We start from the raw sequence: 16826 nt of genomic DNA, 5'->3' as shown, positions 1-16826 counted from the left end.
GGCGCGCAGCGCTGGCTGAAGAGCGACGCGCCGCCGGAAGCGCTGCGCCGGCTCGCCGCCGAACTGGGCGGCCATGCGACATGCTTCACGCCGGGCGTGACGGACGCGCCGTTCCAGCCGCTGCCGGACGCGCTGCTGCGCGTGCACCGACGGCTGAAGGCGCGGCTCGACCCGCACGGGATCTTCAATCCGGGCCGCCTGTACGCGGACTTTTGACGCCGATTCGTTCTCCGATGCAAACCAATCTCTGCGAAGCGACCCGGTCGCTCGCGCGCGCCGACGAGGCCGAAGCGATCCTGCGCGCGTGCGTGCACTGCGGATTCTGCAATGCGACGTGTCCGACCTATCAACTGCTCGGCAACGAGCTTGACGGCCCGCGCGGCCGCATTTATCTGATCAAACAGGTGCTCGAGGGCGAGCCCGTCACCGACGGCACGCGGCTGCATCTCGACCGGTGCCTGAGCTGCCGCAACTGCGAGACGACGTGTCCGTCCGGCGTGCGCTATCACGCGCTGCTCGACATCGGCCGCGCGGAAGTCGAGCGGCGCACCGCGCGGCCGGCGCGCGAGCGCGCGCTGCGCGCCGGGCTGCGCCACGTCGTGTCGCGGCCGGCCGCGTTCAAGGCGCTGCTGGGCGCGGGCCGCGCACTGCGCCCGCTGCTGCCCGCCGCGCTGCGCGGCAAGGTTCCGCTCGACAGGCCGGCCGCGTCCGCACGTCCGCCGCTGCGCCACAACCGCCGCGTGCTGATGCTCGAAGGCTGCGTGCAGCCGTCGCTCGCGCCGAACACGAACGCGGCCGCCGCGCGCGTGCTCGACCGGCTCGGAATCGGCGTGATGCCCGCGCCGCAGGCGGGCTGCTGCGGCGCGAACGAATTCCATCTGAACGCGCAGGAAGCCGGCCTCGCGCGGGCGCGCCGCAACATCGACGCATGGTGGCCCGCGATCGAGGCGGGCGCCGAGGCGATCGTGATTTCGGCGAGCGGCTGCGGCGCGTTCGTCAAGGAATACGGCGATCTGCTGCGCTTCGATTCCGCCTACGCGAACCAGGCGCGGCGCGTGAGCGCGCTCGCGCGCGATCTCGTCGAAGTGATCGCGGCCGAGCCGCTCGACGCGCTCGCGCCCGCCGCGCCGCGCCGGATCGCGTTTCACTGCCCATGCACGCTGCAGCACGCGCAGCGTCTCGGCGGCGCGGTCGAAAGCGTGCTGCTGCGGCTCGGCTTTGATCTGACGAATGTCGCCGACGCGCATCTGTGCTGCGGCTCGGCGGGCACGTACTCGCTGACGCAGCCGGAGATCGCGACGCGGCTGCGCGAGAACAAGCTCGCCGCGCTCGAAGCCGGCCGCCCGGACGAGATCGTGACCGCGAACGTCGGCTGCGAATCGCATCTGAACGGCGCGGGCCGCACGCGCGTGCGCCACTGGATCGAGCTCGTCGATTCCCTTCTGGCTCCTGACCACGAGAATCCCTGACATGCAAACCAAACCCATGCTCGGCCGCGCCGAAGTCGAGCGCATCCTCGAAGCCGCCCGCGCCGAAGCGGAGCGCAACGGCTGGGCCGTCGCGATCGCGGTCGTCGACGACGGCGGCCATCCGCTCGGACTCGTGCGCCTCGACGGCGCGTCGCCCGCGAGCGCGTATATCGCGCAAGAAAAGGCGAGAACGTCGGCACTCGGCCGCCGAGAGACTAAGCTCTATGAAGACATGATCAACGGCGGTCGCACCGCGTTCCTGAGCGCGCCGCTCGCGGCGACGCTCGAAGGCGGCGTGCCGGTGATCGTCGACGGGCAGGTTGCGGGCGCGGTCGGCGTGTCGGGCGTGCAGTCCGGGCAGGATGCGCAGATCGCGAAGGCCGGCGTGCAGGGCGTCGCCGCGTGAGCGCGGCGGCGAACGACGTGAATGAGGGAGAACGCAGGATGATCGAACAACACGGACTCCGGGTCGACGAAGGTCTCGCCCGGTTCATCGAGCAGGAAGCGATGCCCGGCACGGGCGTCGACGCCGGCGCGTTCTGGCAGGGCTTCGCCGTGCTCGTGCACGACCTGGCGCCGCATAACCGCGCGCTGCTCGCCGAGCGCGACCGGCTGCAGCGCGAGCTCGACGACTGGCACCGCGCGCATCCGGGGCCGGTGCGCGACCTCGGCGGCTACCGCGCGTTCCTCGAGCGGATCGGCTATCTGGTGCCGCCGCCCGGGCGCGTCGCGGTGACGACCGCGAACGTCGACGGCGAGATCGCGTCGCAGGCGGGCCCGCAGCTCGTCGTGCCGCTGTCGAACGCGCGCTACGCGCTGAACGCGGCGAACGCGCGCTGGGGCAGCCTGTACGACGCGCTGTACGGCACCGACGCGCTGCCCGAGGACGACGGCGCGACGCGCGCCGGCGCGTACAACCCGGTGCGCGGGCAGCGCGTGATCGACTACGCGCGCGATTTTCTCGATCGCGCGGCGCCGCTCTTGCACGGCTCGCATCGCGATGCGCTCCGCTACCGCGTCGAGGACGGCAAGCTCGCGGTCGACACGCGCGACGGCGTGAAGACGCTCGCGCGTCCGGGCCAGTTCGCCGGCCACCAGGGCGAAGCCGATTCGCCGGCCGCCGTGCTGCTCAAGCATCACGGGCTGCACATCGAGATCCGGATCGACGCGTCGGCGCCGATCGGCCGCGGCGATCCGGCGCACGTGAACGACGTGGTGCTCGAAGCGGCGGTGAGCACGATCATCGATTGCGAGGATTCGGTCGCGGCGGTCGACGCGGACGACAAGGTGCAGCTCTACCGGAACTGGCTCGGGCTGAATCAGGGCACGCTGACCGAGGCCGTGGACAAGGGCGGGCGCACGTTCACGCGCCGCCTGAACGCGGACCGCGAGTATCGCGCGCCCGACGGCTCGACGCTGACGCTGCACGGCCGCTCGCTCCTGTTCGTGCGCAACGTCGGCCATCTGATGACGACGAACGCGGTGCTCGACCGCGACGGCAACGAGATCCCGGAAGGCATCCTCGACGGCGTCGTGACGACGCTTTGCGCGATGCACGACCTGAAGTCGAGGCGCAACTCGCGCACGGGCTCGATCTACATCGTGAAGCCGAAGATGCACGGGCCGGCCGAAGTCGCGTTCGCGGACACGCTGTTCGCGCGCACCGAGGACCTGCTCGGGCTGCCGCGCCACACGATCAAGATGGGGATCATGGACGAGGAGCGCCGCACGAGCGTGAACCTGTCCGCGTGCATCGCGGCGTCGCCGGCGCGCGTCGCGTTCATCAACACGGGCTTTCTCGATCGCACGGGCGATGAGATGCACAGCGCGATGGAAGCCGGGCCGATGTGCCGCAAGGGCGACATGAAGTCGTCCGCGTGGATCGCCGCGTACGAGCGCAACAACGTGCTGGCGGGCCTTGCGGCCGGGCTGCGCGGTCGCGCGCAGATCGGCAAGGGCATGTGGGCGATGCCGGACCTGATGCACGCGATGCTCGAGCAGAAGATCGCGCATCCGCGCGCGGGCGCGAATACCGCGTGGGTGCCGTCGCCGACCGCGGCGACGCTGCATGCGCTGCATTACCACGAAGTCGACGTGCAGGCGGTCCAGCAGGCGCTCGAGACGATCGACTACGCACGCGAGCGCGATGCGCTGCTCGACGGCCTGTTGACGATTCCCGTCGTCGAGCGCGCGGCGTGGAGCGACGACGAGATCCGCGCCGAAGTCGAGAACAATGCGCAAGGCATCCTCGGCTACGTCGTGCGCTGGGTCGAGCAGGGCGTCGGCTGCTCGAAGGTGCCCGACATCCATGACGTCGGCCTGATGGAGGACCGCGCGACGCTGCGCATCTCGAGCCAGCACATCGCGAACTGGCTGCGCCACGGCGTCGTGACGCGCGCGTTCGTCGACGAGGTGTTCGAGCGGATGGCGCGCGTCGTCGATGCGCAGAACGCGGGCGATCCGAACTATCGCCCGATGGCGCCCGATTACGCGAATTCGCACGCGTTCCGCGCCGCGTGCTCGCTCGTGCTGGAAGGCAGGGCGCAGCCGAGCGGCTATACCGAGCCGCTGCTGCACCGGCACCGGCTCGCGTTCAAGCAGCACCGGAAAGCGGGTTGACGCGGCGGGCGGGTGCCCCGGCGCCCGTCGCCCATTGATGTCAGACGTCCGACGACGGCCCGCGCATGGAGCACGCGGCGCCCGATGCAAGCCGACAACAAGAACGACATAAAAACCGTTCCGAGGGGAGTTAGGAGACAACATGAACCCTTCATTCGCACTACCGGCGGGGACGGCGTTCGCCCAGCCGCTGACCCCCGTCGGCAACTCGCTTGTCTTGTCGTTTCTCGTCGCCGTGCTGCCGATCGCGGTCGCGCTCGCGATGCTCGGGCTGTTCCGACGCCCGGCGTGGCAGGCGTCGCTCGCGGGCCTCGTGACCGGCATCGTCGTCGCGATCGCCGTGTGGGGCATGCCCGCCGGGCTCGCGCTGGACGCGGTCGGCGCCGGCATGGCGCTCGCGCTGATTCCCGTCATGTGGATCGTCTTCAATGCGCTGCTGCTGTACAACGTCGCGGTGAAATCGGGCCGCTTCGATCAGTTCCGCCAATGGATGCTCGATCATCTGCCCGACGATCGCCGCCTCGTGCTGCTCGTCGTCGCGTTCTCGTTCGGCTGTCTGCTCGAAGGCATCTCCGGGTTCGGCACGCCGGTCGCGATCACGAGCGCGCTGCTGATCGCGCTCGGCTTCCCGGCGATCGAGGCGCTCACCTTCACGCTGATCTTCAACACCGCGCCCGTCGCGTTCGGCGCGCTCGGCGTGCCGATCACCGTGCTCGGCGCGGTGACGTCGCTGCATCCGGACACGCTCGGCGCGATGGTCGGCCGCCAACTGCCGTTCTTCGCGCTCTTGCTGCCGTTCTACGTCGTCGGCATCTACGGCGGGATGCGCTCGATCGGCAAGCTTTGGCCGGCGCTCCTCGTGTCGGGCGGCAGTTTCGCGCTCGCGCAGTTCGTCACGTCGAACTTCATCAGCTATCAGTTGACCGACGTGCTGTCGTCGCTGACGTCGCTGATCGTGACGATCGGCTTCCTGAAGATCTGGAAGCCGCAGCCCGATCCGCAGTTCGCGATCGCGCGCGGCGACGCCGCCGTCGGCGTGGGCGCCGCGCGCGATCGCGTCGGCTACGGCGGCTGGCTGCCGTGGCTCGTCGTGTCGGTGATCGTGATCTTCTGGGTGCACGCGGGCGTCGCCGGGATCGGCGACATGAAGATCAAGTGGCCCGGCCTGCACGACGTGGTCTACATGACGCTCTATCACAAGTCGTACGCGGCGATCTGGGACTTCCAGCCGCTCGGCACCGGCACCGCGATCCTGCTGTCGGCGATCGTCACGGCCGTGTGGACGCGCACCGACGTCGGCGGCTTCTTCGGCTGCGTCGCGCAGACCTGGCGGCAGACGCGCATCGCGATCGTCACCGTGATGATGATCGTCGGGCTCGCGTATCTGCTCAACTACTCGGGGATGAGCTACACGCTCGGGATGGGCGTCGCGTCGACGGGCGCGCTGTTTCCGCTCGTGTCGGCGACGCTCGGCTGGATCGCGGTGTTCCTGTCGGGCAGCGACACGTCGGGGAACGCGCTGTTCGGCAATCTTCAGGTGGTTGCCGCGCGGCAGCTCGGCTTCGATCCGGTGCTGATGGCCGCGACCAACTCGTCGGGCGGCGTGATGGGCAAGATGATCTCGCCGCAGAACATCGCGACCGGCGTGTCGACGACCGATCTGAAGGGGCAGGAAGGCGTCGTGTTCGCGCGGACGTTCTGGCACAGCGTGTTCCTCACGCTGCTACTCGGCGTGCTCGTGTTCCTGCAGCAGCACGTGCTGAGCTGGATGATTCCGGCGCTGCCGCATTGATGGCGGGCTGGCGGCCGCGCGTCGGCGGCTGCGGCGGGACGCGGAGGCTTGCGCGCACGGGGCGCTTGGATGGGCGGTTGAGCATGGGTGGCAGGGCGTGGAGGCAGAACGCGAATGGCAGAACGCGAATGGCTGAGCGGGCGGCTGGACGGAACAGTTCGGCCAGTTTCATTCGCCCGCGCCGCCGTCCGCGCCGCGCTCACTTCCTCCGCTGCGTCTGCGCGGCGAGCCGCACGGCCGCGTTCGCCGCGCCGTATCCGTCGTAGCCGCCGCGCCGCTCGACGATCTCGAACGAAAACCGGTTGTCGACGAGCTCGGTGTACGCGTGCAGGAACTCACCGCCCGTTTCGTCGCGGTCGTACAGCAGGTGATGGCGGCTCAGCACCTCGATCGTCTCGTCGGGCAGCGCGTAGCGCGCGGCGAGATCGTCATAGTAATTGCGCGGAATTCGCAGGAACGGCACGCCGTCCGCCGCGAATTCGGCGATCGCCGCGACGATGTCGCCGGTGCGGAACGCGACGTGATTGAGCCCCGTGCCGCGATAGCGGTGCAGCGATTCGACGACGGCCGTATGCCGGTCCACCGACGCGTTCAGCGCGATTCGCACCGAGCCGTCCGGACTGCGCACCGCGCGGCTGCGCACGAGCCCGTACGGATCGGGCACGAGCCAGTTGCGCTCGGCCTCGAAGCCGAACGCGGTCTTGAAGAACAGCACCCAGGTATCGAGCGCGTCGGCGGGCAGCGCGAGGCACACGTGATCGATGCCGACGAGCGGGCCGACTTCGCTCGGCCCGTCGACGTCGGTCAGCACGAAATCCGATTCGTACAGCGTCGGCGCGCCGGGCGCTTCGTCGACGAAATAGTTCAAGCTGCCGTCCGGCGCGCGCACGCTCTGCAGCACGCGTTCGTTCGGGCCGACGCGGCCCGAGAACGGCGCGTAGCCATAGCCCGCCGCGCGCTCGAACGCGAGCCTCGCGTCGTCGACGCGAAACGCCGACGCGCACAGCGACAGACCGTGCTCCTGGAAGAACGCATCGGCGAACGAATCGCGCTCCGCGTTCATCACGATCGACGCCGCGCCGTGCTGATACAGCGTCACGTCCTTCGACCGGTGGCGGCCCGCGCGCCTGAAGCGCAGCTTGCCGAGCCAGCCGGCGACGTTGTCGGCCGCGGCCGCGTCGACCGCGAATTCGATGAACTGGAAGCCGACGTGCGCGGGAGCGGGCGGCGGCGCGAAGAGGGATTGCGAAGGCTTCGGGAAGACGCGCGCGCGCGGCGCATCTGCATCGCGCGTTTCGCGTTTTTCGTGCGCTTCAGACGCTTCCGGCGCCTGCCGCGCGTCGCGCGCGAGCCGCGTGCGCGTCGTCTCTTCGAGATACAGGAGCGACCGGTAGCCGTCGGCGGCCGTCAGCGCGGGCGGCGCGGCGCGAAAGCCGTCGTTGAAGATCTCGAGCGACAACGGCCCGTCGTAGCCCGACTCGATCACGCGCGCGGTGAAGCCCGCGACGTCGAAATCGCCTTGACCGGGGAACGACCGGTAATGTCGGCTCCATTCGAGCACGTCCATCGCGAGCTTCGGCGCGTCGGCGATCTGCACGAACGCGATCCGCCCGCCCGGAATCCGCGCGATGCCGTCCGGCGAATCGTCGAGCGACAGCGTATGGAAGCTGTCGAGCGCGAGCCCGAGATGCGGATGATCGACCGCGTCGACGAGCCGCCACGCGTGCCCGTACGTCTTCACGACCCGCCCCCACGCGAGCGCCTCGTACGCGACGACGACGCCCGCCTGCCGCGCGGCGTGCGCGAGCGCGCCCAGCTGGTCGACGAGCAGCGATTCGTCGCCGATCGTGTCCGGCGACACGTTGCTGCACACGAGAATGCGATCCGTGCCCAATTCGTGCATCAGGTCGAACTTGCGCTTCGCACGCTCCAGATTGCGCGCGAGGCGCTCGGGCGGCACACCCTCGAAGTCGCGAAACGGCTGGAACAGCACGATCTTCAGGCCGAGATCGGCGGCGATGCGGCGCACGTCGGCGGGCGAGCCGTCGAAGTACAGCAAGTCGTTTTCGAAGATCTCGACGCCGTCGAAGCCCGCCGCGCGGATCGCGCTGAGCTTCTCGACGAGCGTGCCGGACAGCGAGACGGTGGCGATCGAACGCTGCATGGTGAAATTCCTGCTGGTGGAGGACGGCGCGCGGCCGGCCGCGGCGCGCAACCGGAGGATGAGCGCCGCGTCGCCGGCCGTGCGCCGTCGAAGATCGGAAAGGCGCGAGTCGCAGAGTATACAAACTAACTAGATGGTACAAATTATAGAAAACCCGGAAAGACATTGCGCATGCGCAAGCGCACACTGACGCCGAATCTTGACGACGCTCACGCGTTCGTCTACGGATACGTACCCGCTTTTCACCGGAGTGTCATACATGAGCAAGCCGAAGGTGCTGGTCCTGAACGGGCCGAACCTGAACCTGCTGGGCCTGCGCGAGCCGCATATCTACGGCGCGGAAACGCTGCAGGACGTCGAGCGACGCTGCGCGGACGCCGCGCACACGCTCGGCCTCGCGCTCGAGTTTCGCCAGTCGAACGCCGAGCACCAGTTGATCGACTGGCTGCACGAGGCGCGCGAGCGCGTGCAGGGGGTCGTGATCAATCCCGCCGCGTACACGCATACGTCGGTCGCGATCGCCGACGCGCTCTCCGCGCTCGGCAAGCCGATCATCGAAGTGCATATCTCGAACATCCACCGGCGCGAGGCGTTCCGGCACCATTCGTTCGTGTCCGCGGTCGCGGACGGCGTGATCTGCGGCTGCGGCACCGAGGGCTACGTGCTCGCGCTGCGGCGGATCGCGACGCTGATCGGACGGGAGGGCGCGCGATGACCGCACGTTCGTTTCTGATCGGCCTGATCGGCTCCGGGATCGGCGGCTCGCTGTCGCCCGCGATGCACGAGGAGGAAGGGCGCCGCCAGGGCTACAACTACGTGTACCGGCGCATCGATCTCGATGCGCTGCGGCTGCCGGCCGACGCGCTGCCCGAGCTGCTGACGGCCGCCGAGCGGATGGGCTACGACGGCCTGAACATCACGCATCCGTGCAAGCAGCGTGTGATCGAGCTGCTCGACGAGCTGTCGCCGGACGCGGCCGCGCTCGGCGCGGTCAATACGGTGCGCTTCGCCGGCGGCCGGCGGATCGGCCACAACACCGACTGGTCGGGCTTCGCGAAGGCGTTCGCGCGCGGGCTGCCGGGCGCGCCGCTCGAGCGCGTCGTGCAACTGGGCGCGGGCGGCGCGGGCGCGGCCGTCGCGCACGCGGCGCTGACGATGGGCGCGGCGGAGCTGGCGCTCTTCGACGTCGACCCGATGCGCGCGCGAACGCTCGCCGATCAATTGCAGGCGCGCTTCCCGCAAGCACGCTTGAGCGCGGGCGGCTCGCTCGCCGACACGCTCGCGAACGCGAACGGCCTGATCCACGCGACGCCGACCGGCATGCTGAAGCACCCCGGCCTGCCGCTGCCCGCCGAGCTGCTGCGCCGCGACCTGTGGGTCGCGGACATCGTTTACTTCCCGCTCGAAACCGAGCTGATCCGGACCGCGCACGCGCTCGGCTGCAACACGCTGCCGGGCGGCGGGATGGCGGTCTACCAGGCGGTCGACGCGTTCGAGATCTTCACCGGCCGCGCGCCGGACGCCGAGCGGATGTTCGAGCATTTCCAGGCGCTCGTCGGACGCTGAATTCCTCAACTGGACAGATTAGAAACAAGACAGGAGACATCGAGATGCCCCAGCCGATTCAAACCGACGCCGTGCCGGCCGCGGCCGCCGTATCCGCCCGCGCCGCGGGCGCGACGCAGCCGCGCTCGAACGCGCGCTACCACATTCTCGCGCTGCTCGCGATCGGGACGATGATCAACTATCTCGACCGCACGGTGCTCGGCGTCGCGGCGCCGGGCCTGACGAAGGAGCTCGGCATCGGCGCGGCGGTGATGGGCGTGATGTTCTCCGCGTTCTCGTGGACCTACGTGCTGTCGCAGGTGCCGGGCGGCCTGCTGCTCGACCGCTTCGGCAGCAAGGTCACCTATTACTGGTCGATGACGCTGTGGTCCGCGTGCACGCTCGCGCAGGGCTTCGTGCACGGCGTCGCGCCGCTGCTCGCGTGCCGGCTCGGGCTCGGCGTGACCGAGGCGCCGTGCTTCCCGACCAACAGCCGCGTCGTCGCGACCTGGTTTCCGCAGAAGGAGCGCGCGATGGCGACGGGCACGTACACGGTCGGCGAGTACGTCGGCCTCGCGTTCCTGAGTCCCGTGCTGTTCGCGCTGATGGGCGCGTTCGGCTGGCGGTCGCTGTTCTGGGTCGTCGGCGGCGTCGGCATCGCGTTCGGCTTGGTCTGGTGGAAGTTCTATCACGAGCCGCGCGACCATCCGCGCGCGAATGCGGCCGAGCTCGCGTACATCGCCGAAGGCGGCGGCCTCGTGCAGCAGTCGAGCGGGCGCGCGCAGCAGAAGTTCAGCTGGGGCACCGTCAAGCAGCTGCTCGGCAAGCGCCAGCTCGCGGGCATCTGCATCGGCCAGTTCGCCGGCAACTCGACGCTCGTGTTCTTCCTCACGTGGTTCCCGACCTATCTCGCGACGGAACGCCACATGGGCTGGCTCAAGATCGGCTTCTTCGCGGTGATGCCGTTCATCGCCGCATCGGTCGGCGTGATGTTCGGCGGGATCTTCTCCGACTGGCTGCTGCGTCGCGGGAAATCGGCGAACGTCGCGCGCAAGCTGCCGATCATCGCGGGGCTCCTGCTCGCGTCGACGATCGTGCTCGCGAACTACGTGAAGAGCAACGAGGCGGTGATCGCGATCATGTCGGTCGCGTTCTTCGCCCAGGGGATGGCGGCGCTCGGCTGGACGCTCGTGTCCGACATCGCGCCGGAAGGGCTGCTCGGCGTCACGGGCGGCATCTTCAACCTCGCGGCGAATCTCGCGGGGATCGTCACGCCGCTCGTCGTCGGCTTCGTCGTTGCGGCGACCGGGTCGTTCTTCGGCGCGCTCGCGTTCATCGCCGTCATCGCGCTGATCGGCGCGCTGTCGTACATCTTCGTCGTCGGCGACATCGAGCGGATCGTGCTGTAACCGCGCCGCACGCGGCCCGGGTTCGGCTGCGCGCGCCGTTTTCTTGCGCAGGGTGTTCGGCGGCGGCCGGTTTGCGGCTTGCGGCGTCGGCTGCCGCTTGGGCCGAATGCCGGAGGGCAGACGTCCGGACAAGCGATGAAACGCGCGAGGGCCTGGGGCGCAACGTTTCGGTTGCGCGTCGGCATGTCTGGCGTGATCCGTTCAATCGTTCTCCATGTCCGGCGCGTCGTCGCTGCCGCGCGTCGCCGCCTCGCGATGCCGGGCCCAAATGGCGAAAGGCAACGCGCGAGCGCCCGAGCGCAACGTTTCGGTTGCGTGTCGGCGCGTTTGACTTGAGCCGTTCGACCGCGCGTCATGCCCGACGCATCGACGCAGACACGCATCGACGCAGCCACGCAGCCACGCAGCCACGCATCACAGCACCGCCGCGTCACCCCATCATCGCATCGCGATCCCGAGCGATTTCAACGCGCCGCCGATCGCCGCCACCGCCCCCCGCATCTCCTCCGCGCCGATCGCGCCGATGCAGCCGACGCGAAACGTCTCGGCCGTCGTCAATTTGCCCGGATACAGCACGTAGCCCGCGTCGCGCACCGCCGCGTAGAACGCGGGGAACGCATACGCGGGATCGGCGGGCGCGTGGAACGTGACGATCACGGGCGCCTGCGCGCGCGCGTCGAGAAACGGCGTGAAGCCGAGCGCGCGCATCCCGTCGATCAGCGTCGCGCAATTGTCCGCGTAGCGCGCGCCGCGCGCCGGCTGCCCGCCTTCGTCGAAGAACTGGTCGAGCGCGGCGCGCAGCGCGGCGAGCACGTGCGTCGGCGGCGTGAAGCGCCATTGCGACGTGCGCTCCATGTACGCGAACTGATCGTGCAGATCGAGCGCCACCGACGGCGAACGTCCCTCGGATGCTTCGAGCAGCGCGCGCCGCACGATTACGAAGCCCATGCCGGGCACGCCTTCCAGACACTTGCCGCTCGCCGAGATCAGCGCGTCGATGCCGCTGCCGGCGAGCGCGATCGGCAGCGCGCCGAACGCGCTCATCGCATCGACGATCAGCGCTTTCCGATGCGCCCGGCAGACGGCCGCGATGTCGTCGAGCGGATTCAGCAGGCCGGCGCTCGTCTCCAGATGCACGAGCGCGATGTGCGTGATGCGCGGATCGCGCGCGAGCGCGTCGTCGAGCTCCCGCGCGTTCGCCGGCTCGTCCTCGGCGAACGGCAGCTCGACGTGCGCGATTCCGAGCCGGCGCAGGATCTTCACGATCCGCGCGCAGTACGCGCCATTGTTCGGCACGAGCACGCGGCCGTCGCGCGGCACGAGCGTTCCGAGCGCCGCCTCGACCGCGAACGTGCCGCTTCCCTGCATCGGCACGCAGACGAATTCGCCGCCGCCGCCCGCGATCCGCACGAGATCCGCGCAGACGCTTCGCGTCAGCTGGTTGAAGGCCGCGTCCCACGAGCCCCAGTCGTGCAGCATCGCATCGCGCGTCGTGCGCGACGTCGTCAGCGGACCGGGCGTCAACAGGATGGGATCACGTTCGAGCATGGCGTCGTCACTCCGGAAAAAGGTCGAAATCGGGTCGTTCGGAGATGTGGAGGATAGTGGCGAAATGTGTCGTTTTTTGGAAATTGAGATATTCGTCACGGAGCTGTCATCGAACGCTGTGATGCTTCGGTTGCCGCGAGAAACCGGAGCGTCCGGCCGCGGCGGGACGGCGGCGCGGCCGGTGCGTACGGCGTCGGCGCCGTACGGCCGTTCGTGGTTCCCCCTACGGAGAAGCGACATGACGTATTCGAATTTCCCGCGCGGCGGCGCCTGGCGCCGCTTCGCGCTCGCCGCGTGCGCGGCTGCGCTGTTGCAAGGCGTTGCGACGCACGCGCAGGCGGCCGCGGTCGTGCTGTACACGGCGGACGGCCTCGAAAACCTGTACCGCGACGTGCTGCCCGCGTTCGAGAAGCAGGAAGGCGTGAAGGTCAACATCGTGACGGCGGGCAGCGGCGAAGTGGTGAACCGCGCGAATGTCGAGAAGGGCTCGCCGAAGGCCGACGTGATCGTCACGCTGCCGCCGTTCATCCAGCAGGCGGGCCAGCTCGGCCTGCTGCAGTCGTACCGCAGCGTCAACTACAAGAACGTGCCGGCGATCGCGAAGGCGGAAGACGGCTCGTGGGCGACCTTCGTCAACAACTACTTCTCGTTCGCGATCAACCCGTCGGTCGTGAAGAGCCAGCCGAAGACGTTCGCCGATCTGCTGCATCCCGACTACAGCGGCAAGGTCGCGTATTCGAACCCGGCGACGGCGGGCGACGGGATGGCCGTCATCATCTTGACGAGCGCGCTGATGGGCGAAGACAAGGCGTTCGACTATCTCGCGAAGCTCGAGCGCGGCGTGAAGTTCCACACGAAGGGCACGGGCTACCTGAACGTGCTGCTGTCGCGCAACGAGATCGCGGTCGCGAACGGCGACCTGCAGATGGATCTCGACGACGCCGAGCACGGCGGCCTGTCGATCAAGCCGATCTTCGTTTCCGCGAAGGCAGGCGAGCCGCCGACGACGTTCCAGCTGCCGTACGCGATCGGCCTCATCAAGGGCGGCCCGAACCAGGACGCGGGCAAGAAGCTGATCGACTATCTGATGTCGACCGACGTGCAGGCGAAGGTGCCCGACATGTTCGGCATCCCGGGCCGCACCGACGTGCCGCTCGCCGGCAAGAACGGCGAGGCGGTGAAGCGCGCGATCGCCGGCGTGAAGCTGATTCCGGTCGACTGGAACGCGGTGATGGCGAAGAAGCCCGTGTGGACCGAGCGCTGGAAGAAGGAAGTGATCGGCGATTCGGGCAAGCAGACCGACGTCGTCAAGCCGAAGTGAGCGAACGCCGTCGCCGCAACCAGCCGACGCGATGACGCGTCGAAGGACGAAACCTGGTGGATACCGCAAGTCTCACCCGTCCCGGCGCGCTCGATGCGGCGCGCCCGCACGCGACGCCGCGCGCGGGCGCGCCGGGCGGCGTGCGCATCGAGCATTTGAGCGTGCGCTACGGCGCGCGCGCGGTGCTCGACGACCTGTCGCTCGAGATCGGCGCGGGCGAACTGCTCGCCGTGCTCGGCAAGAGCGGCTGCGGCAAGACGACGTTGCTGCGCTTCATCGCCGGCTTCGTGAAGGCGGACGGCCTGACGGGCACGCTCGCCGTCGCCGGCCGCGACCTGACGCACGCGCCGCCGCACAAACGCAATCTCGGATTGCTGTTCCAGAACTACGCGCTGTTCCCGCACCTGACGGTGTTCGAGAACGTCGCGTTCGGACTGCGCGCGCGGCGCATGTCGTCCGCGGAGATCACGCGGCGCGTCGCCGATGCGCTGAAGCTCGTGCAGCTCGGCGACGCCGGCCATCATCTGCCCGCGCAGCTGTCGGGCGGCATGCAGCAGCGCGTCGCGCTCGCGCGCGCGCTCGTGATCGAGCCGGACGTGCTGCTGCTCGACGAACCGCTGTCCGCGCTCGACGCGAACCTGCGCGCGTCGGTGCGCAGCGAGCTGAAGGCGCTGCACGAGCGCCTGCCGAACCTGACCGTCGTCTGCGTGACGCACGACCGCGACGACGCGCTCGTGCTCGCCGATCGCGCGCTCCTGATGCGCGACGGCCGGATCGCGCAGCTCGGCACGCCGCAGCAGCTCTACGACGCGCCGGCCGACGGCTTCGTCGCGCGTTATCTCGGCGCGGCGAACCTGCTGCCGCCGAACGTCGTGTTTCCGTTCGGCGATCCGCGTCACGGCGTGCGCGACAAGGTTGCGTGCGTGCGGCCGGAGCGGCTGACGGTGCGGCCGCTCGGCGTCGGGCGGCTGCACGGCACGATCGCGTCGGTCGAATGGCACGGCGCGGCGTTGTCGCTGACCGTGATGCTCGATGCGGCGTGCGACGAGCCGGTGCTCGTCACGATGCAGCGCGGCCGCGGTCCGGCGCCCGAGCGCGGCGCGCGCGTGTCGCTCGATTGCGAGGCGGATGATGTCGTCCTTATTTCACCTTGAGCCGCGCGCGGCGCTCGCCGCCGATCCGGCGGCCGACGCCCGCATCCGCGCATCGGCCGCCGCGCACGATGCGGCCGCGCGCCGGCGCGAGCGGCGTGCGAACGCGCGCATCGTCGCACTCGCGGCCGTCGTGCTCGGCCCGCTCGTGCTGTATCCGCTCGCGCGGCTCGTGCTGCTGAGCGTGATCGGCGACCACGGCCCGACGCTCGCCGCATACCGGACCTTTTTCGCGAATCACGATGTCCGCGACGTGCTTGGCACGACGCTGTGGGTACTGTTCGCGAGCGCGGGCGCCGCGTCGGCGGTCGGCGTGCTGCTCGCGGCGCTGCTGTTCTTCCGGCCGTTCCCCGGCGCGTCGCTCGTCACGCGCTTCCTGGAGCTGTACGTCGCGTTCCCGTCGTTTCTCGTCGCGTTCACGCTGATCTTCCTGTACGGCTCGCAAGGCTCGGTCAGCATCGGCCTGCAGCGCCTGCTCGGCCTCGATGCGCCGCCGCTCGACTTCCTGTTCGGCACGGGCGGCGTGATTCTCGCGCAGACGGTTTTCTACACGCCGTTCGTCGTGCGGCCGACGCTCGCGTCGTTCGCGACGCTCGATTCGAGGCTCGTCGAAGCGGCGTCGAGCCTCGGCGCGAACGGCTGGATGCTCGCGCGGCGCGTCGTGCTGCCGCTCGCGTGGCCGGGCATCGCCGCGGGCGTGATCCTGTGCTTTCTGCTGACGCTGAACGAATTCGGCATCCTGCTCGTGCTCGGCAGCGCGAAACTCGTCACGTTGCCTGTCGCGATCTACGGCAGCGCGACCGTCGATATCGACCTGCCGGCCGCGGCCGCGGGCGCGGTCGTGATGCTCGCGATGTCGCTGACGCTCTATGCGCTGTACCGGCGGATGAGCCGGCGCGCGAGCGAAGGAGGACGCGATGTCCGCTGACCTGTCGACGCGCGGCGTCGCGGTGCCGCGCCGCGAGCTGCGCTGGACCGATACGGCGGCGCGCTACGCGTCGCGCGCGCTCGTCGTGCTGACGGCCGCCGTCTGCTGCTGGCTGTTCGTGCTGCCCGTCGTCGTCGTCGCGCTGTCGAGCGTCGCCGAGCACTGGTCGGGCACGATCCTGCCCGCCGGCTACGGCCTGCGCTGGTTCGAGCGCCTCGGGCGGCCTGAATTCGACGCGCTCGCCGCGAGCCTCGAGATCGGGCTCGGCGTCGCCGCGCTCGGCACGGCGCTCGGGATCGCGCTGGCGCTCGCACTCGAAGGACGCAGCCGGCGCGGCGTCGGCGCGCTCGTCGATGCGCTCGTGATGCTGCCGAACGGCGTGCCGAGCGTCGTGCTCGGGCTCGCGGTACTGATCGCGTATCACGCGAAGCCCGTCGATCTGTCGAGCTCGCCCGCGATCGTCGTGCTCGTGCAGCTCGCGCTCGTGCTGCCGTTCTGCTACCGGTGCGCGGCCGCCGGGCTGCGCCCGGAGCTGACCGTGCTGCGCGAGGCGGCGGCGAGCCTCGGCGCGCCGCCCGCGATGGTGCTGCGCCGCGTGCTGCTGCCGCAGCTCGTGCCGGCGATCCGCGCGAGCCTCGCGCTCGGCTTCGCGCTATCGCTCGGCGAGCTCGGCGCGACGCTGACCGTCTATCCGCCCGGCTTCGCGACCGTGCCGATCGTCGTGATCGGCGACGTCGAGCGCGGCTACTACCTGCCCGCGTCGGCGCTGTCGCTGCTGCTGCTCGGCGCGTCGCTCGTCGCGCTCGTCGTGATCGCGGCGCGCGCGCCGCGGCCGGAGCGATGAGCGGCGGGCCGGCGCGCGGCGCGCGCGTAACATGAA

14 protein-coding genes are annotated in these 16826 nt (G+C 69.8%); 12 read left to right on the top strand and 2 right to left on the bottom strand.

The window, feature by feature from the left end; translation table 11 throughout:
- The 5 genes from BG90_RS30875 to BG90_RS30855 form a co-directional block, all read left to right on the top strand.
- The coding region (locus BG90_RS30875) for an FAD-linked oxidase C-terminal domain-containing protein (protein ID WP_045568523.1) at nt 1-216 on the top strand (216 nt) is incomplete at its 5' end.
- Nucleotides 217-233: 17 nt separating this feature from the next.
- Nucleotides 234-1469 (top strand): glycolate oxidase subunit GlcF, encoded by a 1236-nt coding sequence (gene glcF / locus BG90_RS30870; protein WP_010122709.1) that lies wholly within the window; start codon nt 234-236, stop codon nt 1467-1469.
- Nucleotide 1470: 1 nt separating this feature from the next.
- Complete coding sequence (locus BG90_RS30865) at nt 1471-1875, top strand: GlcG/HbpS family heme-binding protein (protein WP_025990581.1); 405 nt, start codon at nt 1471-1473, stop codon at nt 1873-1875.
- Between the two features lie 38 nt (nt 1876-1913).
- The gene (locus BG90_RS30860) at nt 1914-4088 is read left to right on the top strand and encodes a malate synthase G (protein WP_010122707.1); all 2175 of its coding nucleotides are present in this window, start codon (nt 1914-1916) and stop codon (nt 4086-4088) included.
- A gap of 142 nt (nt 4089-4230) precedes the next feature.
- Complete coding sequence (locus BG90_RS30855) at nt 4231-5880, top strand: L-lactate permease (RefSeq protein ID WP_010122706.1); 1650 nt, start codon at nt 4231-4233, stop codon at nt 5878-5880.
- Nucleotides 5881-6079: 199 nt separating this feature from the next.
- Here the strand turns inward: BG90_RS30855 and BG90_RS30850 are convergent, their stop codons facing one another.
- Entirely contained in the window at nt 6080-8044 is a 1965-nt protein-coding gene (locus BG90_RS30850) for a bifunctional sugar phosphate isomerase/epimerase/4-hydroxyphenylpyruvate dioxygenase family protein (RefSeq protein ID WP_010122705.1), read from the bottom strand.
- A gap of 259 nt (nt 8045-8303) precedes the next feature.
- On the opposite strand from BG90_RS30850, the gene aroQ reads away from it, so the two are divergent.
- Genes aroQ through BG90_RS30835 form a run of 3 tightly spaced genes read left to right on the top strand, consistent with a single transcriptional unit; the run spans nt 8304 to nt 10998 of the window.
- Nucleotides 8304-8759 carry a type II 3-dehydroquinate dehydratase gene (gene aroQ, locus BG90_RS30845; RefSeq protein ID WP_010110973.1) on the top strand — a complete coding sequence of 152 codons (456 nt, stop codon included), beginning with the start codon at nt 8304-8306 and terminating at the stop codon, nt 8757-8759.
- Entirely contained in the window at nt 8756-9610 is an 855-nt protein-coding gene (locus tag BG90_RS30840; protein WP_010110972.1) for a shikimate dehydrogenase, read from the top strand. The genes aroQ and BG90_RS30840 overlap by 4 nt, the downstream gene beginning before the upstream one ends.
- Before the next feature lie 44 nt (nt 9611-9654).
- The gene (locus BG90_RS30835) at nt 9655-10998 is read left to right on the top strand and encodes an MFS transporter (RefSeq protein ID WP_010122704.1); all 1344 of its coding nucleotides are present in this window, start codon (nt 9655-9657) and stop codon (nt 10996-10998) included.
- Nucleotides 10999-11436: 438 nt separating this feature from the next.
- On the opposite strand, the gene BG90_RS30830 is transcribed toward BG90_RS30835, so the two are convergent.
- Nucleotides 11437-12546 (bottom strand): 2-aminoethylphosphonate--pyruvate transaminase, encoded by a 1110-nt coding sequence (locus BG90_RS30830; RefSeq protein ID WP_010122703.1) that lies wholly within the window; start codon nt 12544-12546, stop codon nt 11437-11439.
- A 238-nt stretch (nt 12547-12784) separates the two neighbouring features.
- Between BG90_RS30830 and phnS the strand changes: the two genes are divergently transcribed.
- The 4 genes from phnS to phnV are packed head-to-tail and all read left to right on the top strand — an operon-like array spanning nt 12785 to nt 16790.
- Nucleotides 12785-13867 (top strand): 2-aminoethylphosphonate ABC transporter substrate-binding protein, encoded by a 1083-nt coding sequence (gene phnS / locus BG90_RS30825; RefSeq protein ID WP_010110969.1) that lies wholly within the window; start codon nt 12785-12787, stop codon nt 13865-13867.
- 56 nt (nt 13868-13923) lie between these two features.
- Complete coding sequence (phnT, locus tag BG90_RS30820) at nt 13924-15021, top strand: 2-aminoethylphosphonate ABC transport system ATP-binding subunit PhnT (RefSeq protein ID WP_010122702.1); 1098 nt, start codon at nt 13924-13926, stop codon at nt 15019-15021.
- The gene (gene phnU, locus BG90_RS30815) at nt 14999-15946 is read left to right on the top strand and encodes a 2-aminoethylphosphonate ABC transporter permease subunit (RefSeq protein WP_045568602.1); all 948 of its coding nucleotides are present in this window, start codon (nt 14999-15001) and stop codon (nt 15944-15946) included. Before phnT ends, phnU begins: the two co-directional genes overlap by 23 nt.
- Complete coding sequence (gene phnV, locus BG90_RS30810) at nt 15936-16790, top strand: 2-aminoethylphosphonate ABC transport system, membrane component PhnV (RefSeq protein WP_045568522.1); 855 nt, start codon at nt 15936-15938, stop codon at nt 16788-16790. The genes phnU and phnV overlap by 11 nt, the downstream gene beginning before the upstream one ends.
- The last annotated feature ends 36 nt before the right edge of the window (nt 16791-16826 follow it).

Origin of the sequence: Burkholderia oklahomensis C6786, from assembly GCF_000959365.1 — a bacterium.
Taxonomy (GTDB): Bacteria; Pseudomonadota; Gammaproteobacteria; order Burkholderiales; family Burkholderiaceae; genus Burkholderia; species Burkholderia oklahomensis.
Note: the sequence above shows the minus strand (reverse complement) of the source record. Positions and strands in the feature narration are given on the sequence as shown.

Bases quoted from the DNA above. Each gene is read 5' to 3' on its own strand.
- glcF (WP_010122709.1), top strand. From the start codon at position 234: ATGCAAACCAATCTCTGCGAAGCGACCCGGTCGCTCGCGCGCGCCGAC.
- BG90_RS30865 (WP_025990581.1), top strand. From the start codon at position 1,471: ATGCAAACCAAACCCATGCTCGGCCGCGCCGAAGTCGAGCGCATCCTC.
- BG90_RS30860 (WP_010122707.1), top strand. From the start codon at position 1,914: ATGATCGAACAACACGGACTCCGGGTCGACGAAGGTCTCGCCCGGTTC.
- BG90_RS30855 (WP_010122706.1), top strand. From the start codon at position 4,231: ATGAACCCTTCATTCGCACTACCGGCGGGGACGGCGTTCGCCCAGCCG.
- BG90_RS30850 (WP_010122705.1), bottom strand. From the start codon at position 8,044: ATGCAGCGTTCGATCGCCACCGTCTCGCTGTCCGGCACGCTCGTCGAG.
- aroQ (WP_010110973.1), top strand. From the start codon at position 8,304: ATGAGCAAGCCGAAGGTGCTGGTCCTGAACGGGCCGAACCTGAACCTG.
- BG90_RS30840 (WP_010110972.1), top strand. From the start codon at position 8,756: ATGACCGCACGTTCGTTTCTGATCGGCCTGATCGGCTCCGGGATCGGC.
- BG90_RS30835 (WP_010122704.1), top strand. From the start codon at position 9,655: ATGCCCCAGCCGATTCAAACCGACGCCGTGCCGGCCGCGGCCGCCGTA.
- BG90_RS30830 (WP_010122703.1), bottom strand. From the start codon at position 12,546: ATGCTCGAACGTGATCCCATCCTGTTGACGCCCGGTCCGCTGACGACG.
- phnS (WP_010110969.1), top strand. From the start codon at position 12,785: ATGACGTATTCGAATTTCCCGCGCGGCGGCGCCTGGCGCCGCTTCGCG.
- phnU (WP_045568602.1), top strand. From the start codon at position 14,999: ATGTCGTCCTTATTTCACCTTGAGCCGCGCGCGGCGCTCGCCGCCGAT.
- phnV (WP_045568522.1), top strand. From the start codon at position 15,936: ATGTCCGCTGACCTGTCGACGCGCGGCGTCGCGGTGCCGCGCCGCGAG.